Genomic DNA, 245 nt, shown 5'->3' with positions numbered 1-245 from the left:
GGACATCCGGAGGCGGCTGCCCGGCTTCTGGGAGGGGATTACCGGATCGGAGGCATTGTGGAGCACGGCAATCAGCTGGGCAGAACCATGGGCTTCCCCACCTTGAATCAGTTTTTTACCCCGGGGCAATGCACCCCCCGGTTCGGGGTCTATGCCTCGGTGGCATATCCGGAGGGCAGTCCCGTGCCGGCAGTGACCAATATCGGCATGCGCCCCACCATCGGGGATACCAGCTATCCCATCGG

The 245-nt window shown here is 63.3% G+C and carries 1 protein-coding gene; it reads left to right on the top strand.

Features of this window, described 5'->3' with window-relative positions; genetic code table 11:
* On the top strand, positions 1-245 hold a 245-nt coding region (locus QVO51_RS04885; protein ID WP_288167879.1), incomplete at both ends, for a riboflavin kinase.

Source organism: Ruminococcus sp. CAG:379, from assembly GCF_000434255.1.
Taxonomy (GTDB): domain Bacteria; phylum Bacillota; class Clostridia; order Oscillospirales; family Ruminococcaceae; genus Ruminococcus_F; species Ruminococcus_F champanellensis.
This window is presented reverse-complemented; position numbering and strand designations above follow the sequence as displayed.